We start from the raw sequence: 15,873 nt of genomic DNA, 5'->3' as shown, positions 1-15,873 counted from the left end.
CTTCGTCGGACCCGGGGCGGCGGTTCAGACCTCGCCGAGCACGGCGTCCGTGAAGGGCGGCCACGCCTCGACCGCCCAGGGGCCGAAGGCGCGGTCCGTCAGGGCGACCGCCGCGACCTGCGCGACCGGGTCGATCCACAGGAACGTACCGGACTGGCCGAAGTGGCCGAAGGTGCGCGGGGAGGAGGAAGAGCCGGTCCAGTGCGGGGACTTGGAGTTCCGGATCTCGAAGCCCAGCCCCCAGTCGTTCGGGTTCTGGTGCCCGTACCCCGGCAGCACGCCCTTCGTCCCCGGGAACTGCACGGTCATCGCCTCCGCGACCGTCCGCGGGTCCAGCAGCCGGGGCGCCTGCACCTCCGCCGCGAACCGCAGCAGGTCCTCGACCGTCGAGACGCCGTCCTTGGCCGGTGACCCGTTCAGCGACGTCCCGGTCATCCCCAGCGGCTCCAGCACCGCCTGGCGCAGGTACTCGGCGAACGGGATGTCCGTCGCCTTGGCGATGTGGTCCCCGAGCTGCTCGAACCCGGCGTTGGAGTACAGCCGCCGCTCTCCGGGCGCGGCCGTCACCCGGTGCTCGTCGAAGGCCAGCCCGGAGGTGTGCGCGAGCAGGTGGCGCACCGTGGACCCGGGGGGCCCGGCCGGTTCGTCCAGCTCGACCGCCCCCTCCTCGTACGCGACGAGGGCCGCGTAGGCGGCCAGCGGCTTGGTCACCGAGGCCAGCGGGAAGCGGTGCCCGACGGGTCCGTGTGTCCCGAGGACGGTCCCGTCGGCTCGTACGGCACCCGCCGCGGCGGTGGGGACGGGCCAGTTCTCGATCAGGGCCAGGCTCTGCAACGACATGCCGGCGAGCCTATGCGGCTCAGAGCGTCATCCGCATCGAGGGGTCGGGCTTGCGCACGAATCCCAGTGCCGCGTACAGCGGCTCCGCCGCGGCGGACGCGTTGAGATCGACGTGCACGGCACCCCGCTGCCGGAACCACGTCAGCAGTTCCTCCATGCACGCGCGCGCGTACCCGCGCCGCCGGGCCCCCGGGTCGGTGGCGACGCTGAACACGTGCCCGACCCGCCCGTGCGGGTTCCCGGCCCGCCCCATCCGGTAGTCCAGCGTCCCGGCCGCCAGCGCGGCCAGCGTCCCCGGCCGCTCCGGCCGGTCCACGACGAAGGCCACGAATTTCCCGTCGGTCTCGGTGAGCCGGGCCCGCAGCGTCGGCAGCGACTCGGCATGCCACTGCGTCGTCCCGGCACCGCCCTCGCCCCACAAGGAGTCGATCATGACCTGGCGCAGGCGCAGCACTTCGGCGGCGTCCTCGGGCAGGGCCCGGCGTGCAAGACTCATGGGCCGCACGCTAGCCAGGCGCCCCCGGCCGTGTCCTGCCGATTTCTTACCGGTTCCGCTTGCTTCGAGTGCACTCCAAGGTCATAGCGTGGGGCCATGACGGTGATGCAGTCCACGCCAGCGGCCACCGACCGGGCCACCCCCGACATCTGCTCCGCCCCGCCCCGGCGCCACCCGCGCGCCGACGGCCAGGACCGTTACACGATCAGCGAGGTCGTCGCGTTCACCGGCCTGACCGCGCACACCCTGCGCTGGTACGAGCGGATCGGCCTGATGCCGCACGTCGACCGCTCGCACACCGGTCAGCGCCGCTACAGCAACCGCGACCTGGACTGGCTGGACTTCGTGACCAAGCTCCGGCTGACCGGCATGCCGGTGGCCGACATGGTGCGCTACGCAGAACTGGTCAGGGAGGGCGAGAGCACCTACCGGGAGCGCCAGGGACTGCTGGAGTCGACGCGCCGGGACGTCCTGAACCGGATCGCGGAACTGCAGGACACGCTCGCCGTACTGGACCGCAAGATCAGCTTTTACGCAACGGAGGGGACCACTCGATGACCGCCAGGATTCCGACGGCACGGCTCGGACAGAACGGGCCGGAGGTCGGCGTGCAGGGGCTCGGCTGCATGGGCATGAGCTTCGCGTACGGCCCCACGGACGCCGGTCAGGCCCGCGCGGCGCTGGACCGGGCGCTGGAGCTGGGCGTGACGCTGTTCGACACGGCGGACGCCTACGGCGACGGGGACAACGAGCGGTTCCTGTCCCCGTTCTTCACGGCGCACCGGGACGAGGTGGTGATCGCCACCAAGTTCGCCCTGTCGATTCCCGAGGACGACCCGACCAAGCGGATCATCCGCAACGACGCGCCGTACATCCGCGCGGCCGTCGAGGCCAGCCTGAAGCGGCTCGGCGTCGACGAGATCGACCTCTACTACATGCACCGCCGCGATCCGGACGTCCCCGTCGAGGAGACCGTCGGCACGATGGCGGAGCTGGTCCGCGAGGGCAAGGTCAAGCACCTGGGCCTGAGCGAGGTCACCGCCGACGAACTGCGCGCCGCGCACGCCGTGCACCCGATCGCGGCCGTGCAGTCGGAGTGGTCGCTGTTCAGCCGGGACATCGAGGCGAAGGTCGTACCGGCCGCGCGCGAGCTGGGCGTCGCCCTGGTGCCGTACTCGCCGCTGGGCCGCGGCTTCCTCACCGGCTCCTTCACCAACGCCGAACAGCAGCTCACGGCCGACGACTTCCGCCGTCAGCAGCCCCGCTTCACCGGTGACAACGCGGCGGCCAACGCGGCCCTCCTGGAGCCGGTCCGCGCGATCGCCGAGGCCCACGGCGCCACGCCGGGCCAGGTCGCCCTGGCCTGGGTGCAGCAGCGGGCCACGGTCTGCGGCCTGCCGGTGATCCCGATCCCGGGCACCCGCAAGCCGGGCCGGGTGGAGGAGAACGTGGCGGCGACGGCGCTCACCCTGACCGACGGGGAACTCGCGCGACTGGAGCCGATCGCGGGCAAGGTGGCGGGCGACCGGTACGCGGACATGACGTTCACGTCCGCCGGCCGGGAGTAGCTCAGAGCTCCGCCAGCAACTCCGCCTTCTTGGAGGAGAATTCCTCGTCGGTGACCAGTCCGGCCCGGTGCAGCTCCCCGAGATGCCGGATCCGCTCGGCGATGTCGGCGGGATCCCGCCGCACCGGGGCCGGTACCACGGGTACCGGCCCGCGGGTGCGGACGGCCGCGAGGACCGCCGCGGCGAACGGCAGCGACTCGTGCACCGGCCCGTACCCCAGCCCGAACACGACGGCGGCCGGGTCCTGGTCGGGCTGCACGGACCCCGCCGGGCCGGCGGAGCGCGGCAGCAGGCGCAGGTGTCCCTCGAACACCTCCGGCGACCGCCACTCGATGCCGCCGAGTTCGGTGACCGGGAAGCTCTGGTCGCCGGCCTTCCACTTCGCGGACGACGCGCCCGTCCACGACCAGCGGAACTGCACGGACGTCCCGTCGAAGGACGCCTTCCCGTCGTACGCCTTGAAGTGCAGCGGAGTCCCGGGCGCCGCCACCAGGTGCCGCTCGGCGGGACCGGACTCGGTCAGCAGCCGCTTCAGCTCGTCCGCGTAGTACTCGGCGAGCGTCTCCCGCTCGGCCGGCAGGGTCAGCCGGTAGGGGTCGGAGCCCTCCTTCAGCTGCCCGTCGGCCGCCTCCATCAGCGGGTCGGCGCCCGCGCGGGGCGTCAGCCGCAGGACCACCGTGCCGCGCCGGCCCGGTGTGAGCGTCACGTCCTCCACCGCGGACAGCGGTATCCGCCGCTCGCCGAGCGCCTGGAACAGCTTCGGTGTTCGAATCCCCCGTTCGTAACGGATGAGCACGGAGTCGGACTCGAACTCCCAGACGGCATGAAAACCCGCCAGTACGTCACCCATGCGGCTCATCGTATGCGGCACGTGCTCCTCCGTCGCCACCCGCGCAGACCGCACTTCCTGCTGTTTCTACGCGCGTCCGGCCGTCGTCGTGCCGGGCAGACCGGACCGGCACGCATCGTTCTCCCGGGCGCACGTGACCGCGTCGTACGCCCCCACGCCGACCTGGGCCAGGTTGCGCAGGCTGTCCGTGCCCGGCTGGAAGTAGCCGGCGTGCCCCTGTGCGTCCCGGGCGGACAGCACGCGCGCGCCGAACGCCGAGGACACCGGGTCGGCGCCGTGCCCGAGCCCGCCGAGCTCCAGGTACGGCACGTCCTGGATCCAGTCGGTGGCGTCCCGCATGGCCCACACCCGGGCCGTGGTGTCCAGGTGGGAGGCCTTCGTGGCCCGCATCCCGGGGCTCGCGGCCACCGCTATGTCGGTCACCCGGCGCGGCATCCCGTGCGCGGCGACCCCGCACACCACCGAGCCGTAGCTGTGGCAGATCATGGCCACCGTGGTGCGGCCGGGCAGCGCGTTCAGCAGCGCGTTCAGCCGGACGGCGCCCTCCGCGGCGCGCAGCCCGGTGGCCGCGTCCACACCGAGGCCGTCCGGCGAGGTGTAGTCGGCCCAGGCGATCACGGCCGTACGGGTGCCGGGGCGCGCCGCGCGCTCCGCCGAGTACAGCGCCTTGGCCATGCCGACCGGGGCGGTGTACTGGCGGTAGCTCTTCTGGAAGGTCATCAGGTCGGTGTCGACGCCGGGCACGACGACCGAGATCCGCTGGGCCCTGTCGAGGTTCCCGAACACCTCGGCGATCCGGCCCGAGCCGTCGGGGTCGAAGGCGAGGATGTGCCGGCCGGGCTCCAGCAGCGACTCGTAGCGGTGCATACGGCTGCCCGCGTCCTGCTGGCCGGCCGAGCTGAGCCGGCTGTCGTGCATGCGTGCGCGCTCGACCCTGCGGGCCTGGTCCAGCGCGACCCGGTTGGCGCGGTAGCGCAGGCCGGCGGGGGCGCCGTTCATGTTCCCCACCGCGAGCGGATAGCGGTGGGCCAGCCGGGCCTGCTCCTCGGGGGTGAGCGAGGCGAAGAAACGGGTGAGCCGCGTGGGTCCGGCCTCCGGGTCCGGCAGGGGGACGCCGTGGAGACGGCCGTGCTCCCACTTGGTGAGCGAGGCCTGCAGTGCCGTCGACTCCCGGTGGGTGCGCAGGGCGGTCCAGCCGGTGGTCGCGAGCATCACGAACACCACGGCCAGCGCCAGCAGTGCGCGCCAGACGTTCAGTTGCGGGGAGGTGTCGAAGGAAGTCACTGGGAGGACACACTAGGAGAACGAGAGGGTCTCGAGGTAACCGAGTGACAGGGATCACGTTTCGGCCATCCTCGAACGCCTCCTCAACGATCTCGGGTGGTACGCCAGTTACCGGTGAGCGCGGAACCCACCTGATCGAGGTACGACGCGGTGAGTTGACGGATCGCCACCAGACTGAAGTCCTCACCCGTGCACCACTGCCGCTCGGTGACCCTTATCACCCCGCCGAACACCGCCACGGCCAGCCGCGGACGGGGGTCCGCGTCCACGTCGACGCCCTCCCGTTCGGCCAGCACCCGCGCGATCGTCTCCTCGGTCGCCGCCGAGCGGCGCAGATGGGCGGCGAGCAGCGCGGGCGTCGACTCGATCGTCCGGTACATCCGCAGATACAGCTCGACCGGGACGGCCGACTCGACGGTCTCCCGGATCGCGTCCCAGCCCTCCAGGACCGCCTGCCGCAGCGCCTCCATCGGCGCCTCGTGCGCCGGGCGCGCGCGCACCGCCGCGACGAAGTGGGCCTCGGTCATCTCCTGCACCGCGAAGGCCACGTCCTCCTTGCCCGCGAAGTAGCGGAAGAAGGTGCGCTGCGAGACCTCGACCGCGTCCGTGATCTCGTCGACGGTCGTGTGCTCGTACCCCTGGGTGGTGAACAGCTCCAGAGCGGCCCGCAGCAGCGCCTCCCGGGTGCGCTGCTTCTTGCGTTCGCGCAGTGTTTCCATAGGTGTCAGTTACCGACTTGTGAAATCGTTTGTCAATTGTCAGTGGCTGTCACTAGCCTCGAACGTATGACTAGTCAGACCACCATCGATGCGACGGGACCGGGCGACAGCGCACCGGCGGCCCCGTCGGAGGCGGCCCCGGCCGCGGGGCTGCGCGGGCATCCCTGGCTCACCCTGATCACCGTCGCCGTAGGGGTCATGATGGTGGCCCTCGACGGCACCATCGTGGCCATCGCCAACCCGGCGATCCAGAAGGACCTGGGCGCCACCTTCGCCCAGGTGCAGTGGATCACCAACGGCTACTTCCTCGCCCTCGCGGTCTCCCTCATCACCGCGGGCAAGCTCGGTGACCGCTTCGGCCACCGCCAGACCTTCCTCATCGGCGTGACCGGCTTCGCCGCCGCGTCCGGTGCCATCGGGCTGTCGAACAGCATCGCCGCGGTCGTCACCTTCCGCGTCTTCCAGGGCCTGTTCGGCGCGCTGCTGATGCCGGCCGCGCTCGGCCTGCTGCGGGCCACCTTCCCGGCCGAGAAGCTCAACATGGCCATCGGCATCTGGGGCATGGTGATCGGCGCGTCCACCGCGGGCGGTCCGATCCTCGGCGGTGTCCTCGTCGAGCACGTCGACTGGCAGTCGGTGTTCTTCATCAACGTGCCGGTCGGCGCGCTCGCCCTGCTCCTCGGCGTGCTGATCCTGCTCGACCACCGTGCTGCCCTCGGGCGGAGCCCGGAAAGCGGAGACGGCGCCCCGCGCTCCTTCGACCTCCTCGGCATCGCGCTGCTCTCCGGCGCCATGTTCTGCCTGGTGTGGGCGCTCATCAAGGCCCCGGCCTGGGGCTGGGGCGACGGCAAGACGTGGGCGTTCATCGCCGCGTCCGTGCTGGGCTTCGGCCTCTTCTCCTTCTGGGAGATGCGGGTCAGGGAGCCCCTGATCCCGCTGAGCCTGTTCCGCTCCGTCCCGCTGTCGGCGGGCGTCGTCCTGATGGTCCTGATGGCCATCGCCTTCATGGGCGGCCTGTTCTTCGTGACCTTCTACCTGCAGAACGTCCACGGCATGAGCCCGATCGACGCCGGCCTGCACCTGCTGCCGCTCACCGGCATGATGATCGTCGGCTCGCCGCTCGCCGGCGCCGCGATCACCAAGCTCGGCCCGCGGATCCCGCTCGCCGGCGGCATGGCCGCGACCGCGATCGCCATGTACGGCATGTCGACGCTCGAGGCCGACACCGGCAGCGGCGTGATGTCCGTCTGGTTCGCCCTGCTCGGCCTCGGTCTCGCCCCGGTCATGGTCGGTGCCACGGAGGTCATCGTCGGCAACGCGCCCATGGAGCTGTCCGGTGTCGCCGGTGGTCTGCAGCAGGCGGCCATGCAGATCGGCGGCAGCCTCGGTACGGCCGTGCTGGGTGCTGTGATGGCTTCCAAGGTCGACAGCGATCTGCCTGGCAACTGGACGGGCGCCGGGCTGCCGCAGCTGAGCCCGGCCCAGCTGGACAAGGCCTCGGAGGCGGTGCAGGTCGGCGTGGCGCCGGTGCCGAAGGGCGTGCCGGACCAGGTCGCCGCGAAGATCACCGAGGTCGCGCACCACACCTTCATCACCGGCATGAGCCTGGCCTCGCTGGTGGCGGCGGGCGTGGCGGCGGTCGCCGTCCTCGTCGCCCTGCTCACCAAGCGGGGTGAGAACGCGGACCCGGGCGCGGGCGTCGGCCACATCTGACGGCCTGCGCCGGCCCGTGCCGGCCTGCTCCCGGCGAGGTTCGCCTATCAGGGTGACTCCGCTAAAGATCCCTCGCACCGGGCACGCACCGCAGGTCACAGTGGGTCAAGTCCTCCGCAGGGCATGGGAGGACCGCCGGGCCGTGGCGCGCGCCGCTGGAGGGGGGTGGCGCGCGCTGGCCTGGGCATGTCTGCCCGCCGTGAACCGGGGTACCCGCACACCGAAGCCGAACTGTCCATGAGCTGCAGGGAGTTGATGATGGCAGGCTTCGGGCACGGAACACGCGGGTACCCCCGGTCACGTGGCCGGACGTGGCAACGGACCGGGCCGGACCGCGCAACGCTGGGCATCATCGGCACGATCTGTGCGGTGGCCGGCTTCTTCGCGCTGGGCGTCATCCTCGGCCCGGTCGCGATGCTGTGCGGATGGCAGTCGCTGGGACGCAAGTGGTCCAACGACCGCAACATCCCCGGCCTGGTGGCCCTGGTCCTGGGAGCGATCGACACGCTCCTGGCCATCATCGCCCTCGCGGGCGCGGCAACCTGGGGCCACGGGCTTCTGTGACGGATCGCGACGGCACTGGGCGTCGGCTCAGTGCCGTTGCTCCTCAACGGCCGCCAGCCGGGCCACCTCGGCCCGCAGCAGGCGGACCTCCTCCGCCAGCGCGGCGATCGCCTCCGTCTGCCGGCGCTCCTCCACGTCGTCCTTCTCGAACCGCGCGATGAACCACGCGGCGATGTTCGCGGTCACCACACCCAGCAGCGCGATCCCGGACAGCATCAGGCCGACGGCGATCACCCGGCCCAGGCCGGTCGTCGGCGCGTGGTCGCCGTACCCCACGGTCGTCATCGTCGTGAACGACCACCACACGGCGTCACCCAGCGTCCGGATGTTCCCCCTGGGCGAGTCCCGCTCCACGGACAGCACCGCCAGCGAGCCGAACATCAGCAGCCCTACCACCGCACCGGCGACGTACGTCGTGAGCCGGATCTGCGAGGCCATCCGCGCCCGCCGCCCCACCAGCAGCAGCGTCGACACCATCCGCAGCAGCCGCAGCGGCTGCAGGAGCGGCAGCACCACCGCGCCCAGGTCCATCCAGTGCGTGCGGACGAACTCCCGCCGGCTCGCCGTGAGCGCCAGCCGCATCAGGTAGTCCACCGCGAACGCGCCCCACACCAGCCACTCGGTGGCGGTGCAGACCACCGTCAGCGACCGGCTCGCGGGGCTGACCACGATCGGCACGGCGTAGGCGAGGGCGAACGCCACGGCCAGCGCCAGCAGGGGCCGTTGGGTACGGCGTTCCCAACGCGCCTGCGCCGACAGATCGTTCATACAGGCATAGTAAAGAAAAAGTAACGGGGCGGCGCCGCGGGCGCCGCCCCTCACCCGGCCGAAGCCGAGCGCAGCGCTACGCGTCTCCGCCCGCCGCGCCCGGGTCCGCCGCCGACACGTCCAGCAGCTGGTACCGGTCGACGGCCTGCTTCAGGACGGACCGGTCGACCTTGCCCTCGCGCGCCAGCTCGGTCAGCACCGCCACCACGATCGACTGCGCGTCGATGTGGAAGAACCGCCGCGCCGCACCCCGGGTGTCCGCGAAGCCGAAGCCGTCCGCGCCCAGCGACTGGTACGTCCCCGGCACCCACCGCGCGATCTGGTCCGGAACCGACCGCATCCAGTCGGACACCGCCACGAACGGACCCTCGGCCCCGCTCAGCTTCCGCGTCACGTACGGCACCCGCTGCTCCTCCTCCGGATGCAGCAGGTTGTGCCGCTCGCACTCCACCGCCTCGCGCCGCAGCTCGTTCCAGGAGGTCGCGGACCACACGTCCGCCTTCACGTTCCACTCCGCGGCCAGCAGCCGCTGTGCCTCCAGCGCCCACGGCACCGCCACGCCCGACGCCATGATCTGCGCCGGGACGGAGCCGTCCGTGCCCTCGCTGAGCTTGTGGACGCCCTTGAGGATGCCCTCGACGTCCACGTTCGCCGGCTCGGCCGGGTGCTGGATGGGCTCGTTGTAGACGGTCAGGTAGTAGAAGACGTCCTCGCCGTGCGGGTGCTCGGCGTCGCCGCCGTACATCCGGCGCAGGCCGTCCTGGACGATGTGCGCGATCTCGTACGCGTACGCCGGGTCGTAGGCCACGCAGGCCGGGTTGGTCGAGGCGAGCAGCTGCGAGTGGCCGTCCGCGTGCTGCAGGCCCTCACCCGTCAGAGTGGTACGGCCGGCGGTCGCACCCAGCACGAAACCGCGCGCCAGCTGGTCGGCCATCTGCCAGAACTGGTCACCCGTGCGCTGGAAACCGAACATCGAGTAGAAGACGTACACCGGGATCAGCGGCTCGCCGTGCGTGGCGTAGGCCGAGCCCGCCGCGATCAGCGAGGCGGTGCAGCCCGCCTCGGAGATGCCGTCGTGCAGCATCTGGCCGGTCGGCGACTCCTTGTAGGCCAGCAGCAGGTCGCGGTCCACGGCCTCGTACTGCTGGCCGAGCGGGTTGTAGATCTTCGCACTCGGGAAGAAGGAGTCCATGCCGAACGTGCGGTACTCGTCCGGCGCGATCAGCACGAACCGCTTGCCGATCTCCTTGTCCCGCATGAGGTCCTTGAGGAGCCGGACGAATGCCATCGTCGTGGCGATGGACTGCTGACCCGAGCCCTTCTTCACCGACGCGTACGTCTTGTCGTCCGGCAGCGCGAGCGGCTTCGAGCGCACGACGCGCGTCGGGACGTACCCGCCGCACGCCTTGCGCATGTCGTGCATGTACTGGATCTCCTCCGTCTGCGGGCCGGGGTGGTAGTACGGCGGCGCGCCGGACTCCAGCTCCTTGTCGGAGATCGGCAGGTGCAGGCGGTCGCGGAAGCGCTTGAGGTCGTCGACCGTCAGCTTCTTCATCTGGTGCGTGGCGTTGCGGCCCTCGAAGTTGGGGCCCAGCGTCCAGCCCTTGACCGTCTTGGCCAGGATGACCGTCGGCTGGCCCTTGTGCTCCAGGGCCGCCTTGTAGGCCGCGTAGATCTTCCGGTGGTCGTGACCGCCGCGGCCCAGCATCAGGATCTGGTGGTCGCTCATGTTCTCGACCATCGCGCGCAGCCGTACGTCGTCGCCGAAGAAGTGCTCGCGGATGTACGCGCCGGACTCGGTGGCGTACGTCTGGAACTGGCCGTCCGGCGTGGTGTTCATCTTGTTGACCAGCACGCCGTCCCGGTCCTGCGCGAGCAGCGGGTCCCAGGTGCGGTCCCAGATCAGCTTGATCACGTTCCAGCCGGCGCCCCGGAAGATCGACTCCAGCTCCTGGATGATCTTTCCGTTGCCGCGCACCGGGCCGTCCAGCCGCTGCAGGTTGCAGTTGACCACGAAGGTCAGGTTGTCCAGGCCCTCGCGGGCGGCGATGGACAGCTGGCCGAGCGACTCCGGCTCGTCCATCTCGCCGTCGCCGAGGAACGCCCACACGTGCGACCTGGAGGTGTCGGCGATGCCGCGCGCCTCCATGTAGCGGTTCATCCGCGCCTGGAAGATCGCGCCCAGCGGGCCGAGGCCCATGGAGACCGTCGGGAACTCCCAGAAGTCCGGCATGGAGCGCGGGTGCGGGTAGCTGGACAGGCCGTCGGGGTACTTCGACTTCTCCTGGCGGAACCCGTCGAGCTGGTTCTCGGTGAGCCGGTCGAGCAGGTAGGCGCGCGCGTAGATGCCGGGGGAGGCGTGACCCTGGAAGAAGACCTGGTCGCCGCCGTCGCCCTCGTCCTTGCCGCGGAAGAAGTGGTTGAAGCCCACGTCGTACAGCGAGGCGGAGGAGGCGAAGGTGGCGATGTGGCCGCCGACCCCGATGCCGGGGCGCTGGGCGCGCGAGACCATCACGGCCGCGTTCCAGCGGGTCGCGTTCAGGACCCGGCGCTCGATCTCCTCGTTGCCGGGGAAGAACGGCTCGGCCTTGGTGGGGATCGTGTTGACGTAGTCCGTGCTGCGCATCTCGGGCACGGCCACGCGCCGCTCGCGCGCCCGCTCGATCAGCCGGAGCATGAGATAGCGGGCCCGCTCCCTGCCGCGCTCGTCCACGGCGGCGTCGAGGGAGTCGAGCCACTCCTTGGTCTCTTCGGGATCGAAGTCAGGAACCTGACTCGGAAGGCCGCCAATGATGATCGGGTTGCGATCGGATCCGGAAGCCACGCTGTTCCTTACCTGTCAGAGGGCGGATTTACTGCTCGTGCCTACACCGTTCCCCATCGTGTACCTCGGGAAGGCGTACGTCATCTCCTCGGTGTCCCATCCGTGTCCCGTCGGTCAAAACGCAACGATACGCCCGGGGTGTGACGTGATCGGCAAAGTTGTTCGACGGGCGTATCGGCGGATGATTCCGATTGGCGCAAACCGGGCACATCGGTGTGATGTGGGTCACGAAGTACGAAGATGCGGTGCCAGGAGTTGCGGCGACACGGCCCGGATCGTCACCGTTTCGGCGGTCCGGACGGCCGGGTACTTGCGCGATCCGCCCCGCCCGTGTGGACTACGGCCAATGCTTCGCGCACGCGCGTGGCTGAGTTATTCCCCAAAACATGATCAGGAGGCAACCCGTGAGCGCGACCGCGGACCACGCGGAGGAGCGGACGAACCCTGCCGCCAGGCTGGGGTTCCAGCCCGGGCAGGTGGTCCAGGAGATCGGCTACGACGACGACGTCGACCAGGAGCTCCGCGAGGCCATCGAGGAAGTCGTCGAGGGTGACCTCATGGACGAGGACTACGACGACGTGGCCGACGCCGTCGTGCTGTGGTTCCGTGACGACGACGGCGACCTGACGGATGCGCTGGTGGATGCCACCACGTACATCGAAGAGGGCGGTGCGATCCTGCTCCTCACGCCGAAGACCGGCCGTCCGGGATACGTGGAGCCCAGCGACATCCAGGACGCCGCGAAGACGGCCGGCCTGACGGCGTCGAAGAGCGTCAGCGTGGGCAAGGACTGGAGCGGCAGCCGGCTGGCGACGCCGAAGGCGGCCAAGTCCAAGAAGTGACCGCGAACGCCGGACGGGCCGGGCCTGGCCCCGGCCCGTCCGGACGTCCCCGGTGATCGCTGCGTAGGGTGGACCCCAGCGTTTGCTGTGCCCTCACCCGAACAGCCCACCGAAAGGGATGCACGACGATGGCGATCCAGGTCGGCGACAAGGCCCCCGACTTCGAGCTCAAGGACAACCACGGCCGCACGGTGAAGCTCTCCGACTTCCGCGGCGAGAAGAACGTCGTCCTGCTCTTCTACCCCTTCGCCTTCACCGGTGTGTGCACCGGTGAGCTGTGCGAGCTGCGCGACAACCTGCCGAAGTTCGCGGACCGCGACACCCAGCTGCTCGCCGTGTCCAACGACTCCATCCACAGCCTGCGCGTCTTCGCCGAGCAGGAGGGCCTGGAGTACCCGCTGCTGAGCGACTTCTGGCCGCACGGCAACGTCAGCCGCGCCTACGGCGTCTTCGACGAGGACAAGGGCTGCGCCGTCCGGGGCACGTTCGTCATCGACAAGGAGGGCGTCGTGCGGTGGACCGTGGTCAACGGCCTGCCGGACGCGCGCGACCTGAACGACTACGTGAAGGCGCTCGACACCCTGTAGGCCGAGCGTGGCCGACACCTGTGAATCTCCGGGTCCAGGGTCTGCGGGGGGCGGGAACCCGTCACTAGGATCGGCACGTTGATCCCATATCCGTAGCACGACGGGGCTCTCGCCCCTGGACACCACATGGAGGACCCGTGGGAGTCAGCCTCAGCAAGGGCGGCAACGTATCGCTGACGAAGGAGGCCCCGGGCCTGACCGCCGTCATCGTCGGCCTGGGGTGGGACGTACGCACCACGACCGGCACCGACTTCGACCTCGACGCCAGCGCGCTGCTGCTGAACAGCTCCGGCAAGGTCGCGAGCGACCAGCACTTCGTCTTCTTCAACAACCTCAAGAGCCCCGACGGCTCGGTCGAGCACACGGGTGACAACATCACCGGTGAGGGCGAGGGCGACGACGAACAGATCAAGATCAACCTGGCCGGCGTCCCGGCCGACATCGAGAAGATCGTCTTCCCGGTGTCGATCTACGACGCCGAGAACCGCCAGCAGTCCTTCGGTCAGGTCCGCAACGCGTTCATCCGCGTCGTGAACCAGGCGGGCGAGCAGGAGATCGCCCGCTACGACCTCAGCGAGGACGCCTCCACCGAGACCGCCATGGTCTTCGGCGAGCTGTACCGGCACGGGGCGGAGTGGAAGTTCCGCGCCATCGGCCAGGGCTACGCCTCGGGCCTGCGCGGCATCGCCCAGGACTTCGGCGTCAACGTCTGATCCCGGCAGGATCACGACACCTGCACCATCCGGCGCCGCACCGTTTACGGGCGGCGCCGGACGCGCAGGACAACCAGGGAAGCACCACTAGGGGAGGACCATCATGGGCGTCACGCTCGCCAAGGGAGGCAACGTCTCCCTCTCCAAGGCCGCACCGAATCTCACCAACGTCATGGTCGGGCTCGGCTGGGACGCGCGTTCCACCACCGGCGCCCCCTTCGACCTGGACGCCAGCGCCCTGCTGTGCGGTGCCGGCAACCGGGTCCTGGGCGACGAATGGTTCGTCTTCTACAACCAGCTCAAGAGCCCCGACGGCTCCGTCGAGCACACCGGGGACAACCTGACCGGTGAGGGTGAGGGCGACGACGAGTCCGTCCTGGTGGACCTCACCAAGGTGCCCGCCCACTGCGAGAAGATCGTCTTCCCCGTCTCCATCCACATGGCCGACGAGCGCGGCCAGACCTTCGGCCAAGTCTCGAACGCCTTCATCCGCGTGGTCAACCAGGCGGACGGCCAGGAGCTCGCCCGCTACGACCTCAGCGAGGACGCCTCCACCGAGACCGCCATGATCTTCGGCGAGCTGTACCGCTACCAGGGCGAGTGGAAGTTCCGCGCCGTCGGCCAGGGGTACGCGTCGGGTCTGCGCGGCATCGCCCTCGACTTCGGGGTGAACGTCTCGTAGCGAGCGACCTCCCCGTGGGCCGGTGCTGTGGCTTTTCCCGTGCGGGCCGCCCTCGGCGGTACCGCCGACCGGGTGTCCCTCTACACTCGTGGTCAACGTTTAGCAAAGCCGAGTACGGCGCGGGGGAGCCCCGTACACACACGATTGGGTAGCCAGTGCTTCTGAAAACCTTCGGCTGGTCGTTCGCGATCACCGCGCTCGGCCTGGTCGCCGCGGTCTTCTACGGGGGGTGGGAGGCCTTCGGCGTCGTGGCGATCCTCGCCGTCCTCGAGATCTCGCTGTCGTTCGACAACGCGGTGGTCAACGCCGGAATCCTGAAGAAGATGAACGCCTTCTGGCAGAAGATCTTCCTCACGGTCGGCGTCCTCATCGCGGTCTTCGGCATGCGGCTGGTCTTCCCCGTCGTCATCGTCGCGATCACCGCCAAGATGGGCCCGATCGAGGCCGTCCACCTGGCCTTCAGCGACAAGGACCGCTACCAGCAGCTGGTCACCGACGCCCACCCGGCGATCGCCGCCTTCGGCGGCATGTTCCTGCTGATGATCTTCCTCGACTTCATCTTCGAGGACCGGGACATCCAGTGGCTTCGCTGGATCGAGCGGCCCCTGGCCAAGCTCGGCAAGGTCGACATGCTGGCGGTCTGCATCGCGCTGATCGTCCTGCTCATCACCTCCTTCACCTTCGCCACCCAGGCCCACCAGCACGGCGGCGCCCACGTCGACAAGGCCCAGACGGTCCTGATCGCCGGTATCGCCGGCCTGATCACCTACATGATCGTCGGCGGTCTGTCCGGCTACTTCGAGGACCGGCTGGAGGAAGAGGAGGAGCGCGAGCACGAGGAGGAGGAAGAGGCCGCCCGCACCGGCAAGAAGAAGTCGGCGGTGCTGCTGGCCGGCCAGGCCGCGTTCTTCATGTTCCTCTACCTCGAGGTCCTCGACGCGTCCTTCTCCTTCGACGGGGTGATCGGCGCCTTCGCCATCACCAACGACATCGTGATGATGGCCCTCGGCCTCGGCATCGGCGCCATGTACGTCCGGTCGCTGACCGTCTACCTGGTCCGCCAGGGCACCCTCGACGACTACGTCTACCTGGAGCACGGCGCCCACTACGCCATCGGCGCCCTGGCCGTGATCCTCATGGTCACCATCCAGTACGAGATCAACGAGGTCGTCACCGGCCTCGTCGGCGTCGTCCTGATCGCCCTGTCCTTCTGGTCCTCCGTGCGCCGCAACCGCGCGCTGGCGGCGGCCGGGGACGGCAGCGGCGAGAAGGCCGAGGTCTCCTCCGGGGTGTGACACCCCGGCCGGTGAGGAACGCTCTGAGCGGGGCGGCCCGCCGACATGGCTCTCCCGGATGCCGGGCTCGCCGCGGCGCGGGCGGAGTTTGACGACCGTGCGGGAGAGCCGGGCCAGGCCGGGCATGG

Annotated in this window: 16 protein-coding genes; 9 read left to right on the top strand and 7 right to left on the bottom strand. The window is 70.1% G+C overall.

The window, feature by feature from the left end; translation table 11 throughout:
- Positions 1-24 precede the first annotated feature (24 nt).
- Positions 25-840, bottom strand: coding sequence for a serine hydrolase domain-containing protein (locus AB0N17_RS36035; RefSeq protein ID WP_366015843.1), 816 nt, complete (start codon positions 838-840; stop codon positions 25-27).
- Positions 841-859: 19 nt separating this feature from the next.
- On the bottom strand, positions 860-1,336 hold the full coding sequence (locus AB0N17_RS36030; protein ID WP_366015842.1) for a GNAT family N-acetyltransferase: 477 nt from the start codon (positions 1,334-1,336) through the stop codon (positions 860-862).
- A 96-nt stretch (positions 1,337-1,432) separates the two neighbouring features.
- On the opposite strand from AB0N17_RS36030, the gene AB0N17_RS36025 reads away from it, so the two are divergent.
- A complete protein-coding gene (locus AB0N17_RS36025; protein WP_366015841.1) occupies positions 1,433-1,894 on the top strand; it encodes a MerR family transcriptional regulator in 462 nt (153 codons plus the stop codon).
- The gene (locus AB0N17_RS36020; RefSeq protein WP_366015839.1) at positions 1,891-2,904 is read left to right on the top strand and encodes an aldo/keto reductase; all 1,014 of its coding nucleotides are present in this window, start codon (positions 1,891-1,893) and stop codon (positions 2,902-2,904) included. The genes AB0N17_RS36025 and AB0N17_RS36020 overlap by 4 nt, the downstream gene beginning before the upstream one ends.
- Before the next feature lies 1 nt (position 2,905).
- Here AB0N17_RS36020 and AB0N17_RS36015 read toward each other — a convergent pair whose 3' ends face one another.
- The 3 genes from AB0N17_RS36015 to AB0N17_RS36005 form a co-directional block, all read right to left on the bottom strand.
- Complete coding sequence (locus AB0N17_RS36015; protein WP_366015838.1) at positions 2,906-3,754, bottom strand: DUF4429 domain-containing protein; 849 nt, start codon at positions 3,752-3,754, stop codon at positions 2,906-2,908.
- Between the two features lie 66 nt (positions 3,755-3,820).
- Positions 3,821-5,038, bottom strand: a complete 1,218-nt coding sequence (locus tag AB0N17_RS36010; RefSeq protein WP_366015837.1) for an alpha/beta hydrolase — start codon at positions 5,036-5,038, stop codon at positions 3,821-3,823.
- 83 nt (positions 5,039-5,121) lie between these two features.
- Positions 5,122-5,757: a TetR family transcriptional regulator gene (locus AB0N17_RS36005; RefSeq protein ID WP_366015836.1), complete on the bottom strand. Its 636-nt coding sequence runs from the start codon at positions 5,755-5,757 to the stop codon at positions 5,122-5,124.
- A 66-nt stretch (positions 5,758-5,823) separates the two neighbouring features.
- On the opposite strand from AB0N17_RS36005, the gene AB0N17_RS36000 reads away from it, so the two are divergent.
- Together AB0N17_RS36000 and AB0N17_RS35995 are read left to right on the top strand one after the other, a co-directional pair.
- Positions 5,824-7,470 (top strand): MFS transporter, encoded by a 1,647-nt coding sequence (locus AB0N17_RS36000; RefSeq protein ID WP_366015835.1) that lies wholly within the window; start codon positions 5,824-5,826, stop codon positions 7,468-7,470.
- Positions 7,471-7,728: 258 nt separating this feature from the next.
- Entirely contained in the window at positions 7,729-8,034 is a 306-nt protein-coding gene (locus tag AB0N17_RS35995; protein WP_366015883.1) for a small hydrophobic protein, read from the top strand.
- Positions 8,035-8,061: 27 nt separating this feature from the next.
- Here AB0N17_RS35995 and AB0N17_RS35990 read toward each other — a convergent pair whose 3' ends face one another.
- Entirely contained in the window at positions 8,062-8,802 is a 741-nt protein-coding gene (locus AB0N17_RS35990) for an ion channel (RefSeq protein WP_366015834.1), read from the bottom strand.
- Positions 8,803-8,878: 76 nt separating this feature from the next.
- Positions 8,879-11,626: a pyruvate dehydrogenase (acetyl-transferring), homodimeric type gene (aceE, locus tag AB0N17_RS35985; RefSeq protein WP_366015833.1), complete on the bottom strand. Its 2,748-nt coding sequence runs from the start codon at positions 11,624-11,626 to the stop codon at positions 8,879-8,881.
- Between the two features lie 404 nt (positions 11,627-12,030).
- On the opposite strand from aceE, the gene AB0N17_RS35980 reads away from it, so the two are divergent.
- The 5 genes from AB0N17_RS35980 (at position 12,031) to AB0N17_RS35960 (ending at position 15,745) form a co-directional block, all read left to right on the top strand.
- Positions 12,031-12,468, top strand: coding sequence for a DUF3052 domain-containing protein (locus AB0N17_RS35980; protein ID WP_366015832.1), 438 nt, complete (start codon positions 12,031-12,033; stop codon positions 12,466-12,468).
- A 128-nt stretch (positions 12,469-12,596) separates the two neighbouring features.
- Complete coding sequence (locus AB0N17_RS35975) at positions 12,597-13,055, top strand: peroxiredoxin (protein WP_366015831.1); 459 nt, start codon at positions 12,597-12,599, stop codon at positions 13,053-13,055.
- Positions 13,056-13,192: 137 nt separating this feature from the next.
- The gene (locus tag AB0N17_RS35970; RefSeq protein WP_366015830.1) at positions 13,193-13,768 is read left to right on the top strand and encodes a calcium homeostasis/redox stress adaptation protein; all 576 of its coding nucleotides are present in this window, start codon (positions 13,193-13,195) and stop codon (positions 13,766-13,768) included.
- A gap of 103 nt (positions 13,769-13,871) precedes the next feature.
- The gene (locus AB0N17_RS35965) at positions 13,872-14,450 is read left to right on the top strand and encodes a TerD family protein (protein ID WP_366015829.1); all 579 of its coding nucleotides are present in this window, start codon (positions 13,872-13,874) and stop codon (positions 14,448-14,450) included.
- Positions 14,451-14,605: 155 nt separating this feature from the next.
- On the top strand, positions 14,606-15,745 hold the full coding sequence (locus AB0N17_RS35960; RefSeq protein WP_366015828.1) for a DUF475 domain-containing protein: 1,140 nt from the start codon (positions 14,606-14,608) through the stop codon (positions 15,743-15,745).
- Positions 15,746-15,873 lie beyond the last annotated feature (128 nt).

Origin of the sequence: Streptomyces sp. NPDC051133 (assembly GCF_040682635.1) — a bacterium.
Classification (GTDB): Bacteria; Actinomycetota; Actinomycetes; order Streptomycetales; family Streptomycetaceae; genus Streptomyces.
Note: the sequence above shows the minus strand (reverse complement) of the source record. Positions and strands in the feature narration are given on the sequence as shown.